This is a genomic window from Aquabacterium sp., assembly GCF_035476535.1.
Lineage (GTDB): Bacteria > Pseudomonadota > Gammaproteobacteria > Burkholderiales > Burkholderiaceae_C > Pseudaquabacterium.
Genome location: NZ_DATILJ010000120.1, coordinates 1 through 3,161, shown reverse-complemented (window position 1 = coordinate 3,161; position 3,161 = coordinate 1). Strand labels below are relative to the sequence as shown.

3 protein-coding genes and 1 tRNA gene are annotated in these 3,161 nt (G+C 65.5%); all 4 read right to left on the bottom strand.

Translation table 11 applies throughout. The annotated features are described in order from the left end of the window. Window positions 1–312 precede the first annotated feature (312 nt). Window positions 313–387: transfer RNA gene (locus VLK61_RS12205), tRNA-Val, on the bottom strand. Window positions 388–428: 41 nt separating this feature from the next. Further along, a complete protein-coding gene (gene dnaQ, locus VLK61_RS12200) occupies window positions 429–1,133 on the bottom strand; it encodes a DNA polymerase III subunit epsilon (RefSeq protein ID WP_325421499.1) in 705 nt (234 codons plus the stop codon). Window positions 1,134–1,138: 5 nt separating this feature from the next. Then, complete coding sequence (gene lgt, locus VLK61_RS12195) at window positions 1,139–1,939, bottom strand: prolipoprotein diacylglyceryl transferase (RefSeq protein WP_325421497.1); 801 nt, start codon at window positions 1,937–1,939, stop codon at window positions 1,139–1,141. A 28-nt stretch (window positions 1,940–1,967) separates the two neighbouring features. Continuing rightward, complete coding sequence (locus VLK61_RS12190) at window positions 1,968–2,918, bottom strand: LysR family transcriptional regulator (RefSeq protein WP_325421495.1); 951 nt, start codon at window positions 2,916–2,918, stop codon at window positions 1,968–1,970. Window positions 2,919–3,161 lie beyond the last annotated feature (243 nt).

Sequence of the window (3,161 nt, the reverse complement as noted above, 5' to 3'; positions counted from 1 at the left end):
ATTGCTGCAGCAGGCCGTCGTCACCGATCCGGTCACGTACGAGAGCGTCGTGCGGCCTCTACCCAAGACGGCGAAGTGAGCGTAGAGTACTGGACGGGCATCCAGTACTTCTCTCCCATTGGAGCTAAGCTGATACCCCTTGTTTATATCCAGTACAAATTCACGTTCACCAGATCGACCCATAGCCCACCACACCTCTCACGCGGCGGCGACACGCCGTGCCGCGCACAAGCGGTTTTCCGTACTTTTTCCGTACCAGAAGCACAAACGGCACCCGAGGGTGCCGTAAGTCGTTGATATTGCTGGTTTTTCTGGTGGGCGGTGCAGGGTTCGAACCTGCGACCCCTGCCGTGTGAAGGCAGTGCTCTACCGCTGAGCTAACCGCCCGGTATTCCGGGGCCACTGCCTTGTCGGCAGCGAAGCGCGCATTATGCCATAGCGTATCGCCACACCGTCTTGCCGCCGCTGGCCTTGTCGAGTTCGGCCAACACGCCCTCGTGCGCGGCCAGTTCGGCTTCGCTGGCTTCGAGCACCAGTAGCGAGAAGACGCTCAGGTCGCGCGCGAGGTCGGCCTGCGGCGACGCCGGGTCTTCGTCGTGGTGGATCACCAGCGAATCCTGGCCGCGCGTCAGGCGGATGTAGACCTCCGACAGCAGGCCGGCATCGAGCAGCGCGCCGTGCAGCGTGCGGTGCGTGTTGTCGACCTCCAGGCGCTTGCACAGCGCGTCCAGCGAATTCGCCTTGCCGGGGAACATCTCGCGCGCCATCAGCAGCGTGTCGGTGACCTTCGCGGCGATGGTGTGAAAGGGCTGGCGGCCCAGGCGCTTGAGTTCGGCGTTGAGGAAGCCGACGTCGAACGCGGCGTTGTGGATCACGATGTCGGCGCCTTGCAGGAAGGCCAGCAACTCGTCGGCCACTTCGGCGAACTTGGGCTTGTCGGCGAGGAAGGCGTCGGTCAGGCCGTGCACCTTGATGGCTTCTTCGTTGCCCTTGCGCTCGGGGTTCAGGTAGAAGTGCTTGTTCTCGCCGGTGAGGCGGCGGCTCACCATCTCGATGCAGCCGATCTCGACGATGCGGTCGCCGCTCTCGGGGTTCAGGCCGGTGGTTTCGGTGTCGAGGAAGATCTGTCGCATGGCCGTCACTGTACCTGCCGGCGGCTGGCCACAACCCACATTCCGGCGCCGATCACGATCATCGGCACGCACAGCCATTGGCCCATGCTCATGCCCAGCGCCAGCAGGCCCAGGTGGGCGTCGGGCTCGCGGAAATACTCGGCGATGAAGCGGAACACGCCGTAGCCGAACAGGAAGGCCCAGGATACTTGGCCGAGTTTGCGCGGGTGCCGCGCATACAGCCACAGCAGCACGAACAGCAGCAGGCCCTCCAGCGCGAACTGGTACAGCTGCGAAGGGTGACGCGCCATTTGATCGTTAGCCTGCGGAAAGATCATCGCCCACGGCAGCGAGGGATCGGCCTGGCGGCCCCACAGTTCGCCGTTGATGAAGTTGCCCATGCGACCGGAGGCCAGGCCGGTGGGCACGCAGGGTGCGATGAGGTCCGTCACCTGCAGCCAGGGCCGGCCGTTCTTGCGTGCGTACAACACCATCGCAACGATCACGCCCAGCATGCCGCCGTGAAAGGACATGCCGCCCTTCCACACCGCGAAGATCTCCAGCGGATGCTCGATGTAGTGGTCGAACTTGTAGAACAGCGCATAGCCGATGCGCCCGCCGAGGATGACGCCCAGCACGCCCCAGAACAGCAGATCTTCGACCTCGCGCCGGCCCCAGCCCAGCTGCGCGTTCCAGGGCTGGCGCGCACGGATCGTCGCCAGCCAGTAGAACAGGCCGAAGGCCACGAGGTAGGTGATGCCGTACCAGTGAACCTGCACCGGCCCCAGTGAAAAGGCCACTGGATTGAAATTCGGATGCACCAGCATCAACACGCTCCCATTCGCTTCACGACTGTCACTTGCGCGGCGGCTTCAGGCCGGCCGCGGCGGATTGTCGCCGCAGCGCCTTCGCCGGCCTCATCGGCTTGACACCCTGCACGTGCGCGACGAAGCGCTCCACCACCGGCAGTGCCGGCTCACGCCACAGCAGGCTGGTTTCGCAGCGCAGCGCCGCACCGATTACCGCGCGGTAGGTGACGCCGGGGCGCTGCAGCTGCGTCACCGATTCAGGCACCCAGGCCACACCCATGCCGGCCGAGACCAGGTTCACGATGGTCTGCATCTGGATCGCTTCCTGGGCGATGCGTGGCGTGATGCCCTGCGCGCGGTAGGCCGACAGCACCGCGTCGTACAGCGACGGCGCAATCTGCCGCGGAAAGATCACCAGCGGCTCGGCCGCGACCGCCGCAAAACGCAGCGCGCGCTGCGTGGCGGCCGGGTGCTGTTCCGGCAGCGCCATCACCAGCGGTTCCTGTTGCGCCGTCCACACCGCGAAACCGGCCGGCGCGGCGTCGGGCGCGTGCAGCACGAAGCCGGCGTCGATCTCGTCGGCATCGAAGGCGGCCAACTGCACATCCAGCGTGGCTTCGCGCAGCTGCAGCGCTACCTCGGGGTGCGCCAGCCGAAAGCTGCGCAGCCATTCGGGCAGCGGCCCGTAGGCGATGTTTGAAACGAAGGCCAGGCGCAGCTGGCCCGACAGCCCGGCCGCTGCGGCCTGTGCCAGCTGCGGCAACGCATCGGCCGCGGCGAGCAAGCGCTGCGCTTGCGGCAGCAGCGCAAAACCGGCGGGCGTCAGCTGCACCGAGCGGCGCGTGCGCGCGAACAGCGCGGCGCCCAGTTCGCGCTCCAGCGCCTGGATGGCCATCGTCAGCGGCGGCTGGGTCATGTGCAGGCGCGTGGCGGCACGGCCGAAGTGCAGTTCCTCGGCCACCGCAATGAACTGGCGCAGCTGGCGAAGTTCGGTCATTGATATGTCCAGCGAATCAAACTGCGATGACAAATATATTGGACGGCGATTGTGCCGCGGCCGATACTCATTTCCCAGCCGAATTTGCCACCCAGGAGACACGCACATGGCCATCAATCGCCGCTCGAAGAACATCACCGAAGGCGTCGCCCGTGCGCCCAACCGTTCGATGTACTACGGCATGGGCTACACCGAGAATGATTTCGGCAAGCCGATGATCGGCGTGGCCAACGGCCATTCGAC

Bases quoted from the DNA above. Each gene is read 5' to 3' on its own strand.
- VLK61_RS12190 (WP_325421495.1), bottom strand. From the start codon at position 2,918: ATGACCGAACTTCGCCAGCTGCGCCAGTTCATTGCGGTGGCCGAGGAA.
- dnaQ (WP_325421499.1), bottom strand. From the start codon at position 1,133: ATGCGACAGATCTTCCTCGACACCGAAACCACCGGCCTGAACCCCGAG.
- lgt (WP_325421497.1), bottom strand. From the start codon at position 1,939: ATGCTGGTGCATCCGAATTTCAATCCAGTGGCCTTTTCACTGGGGCCG.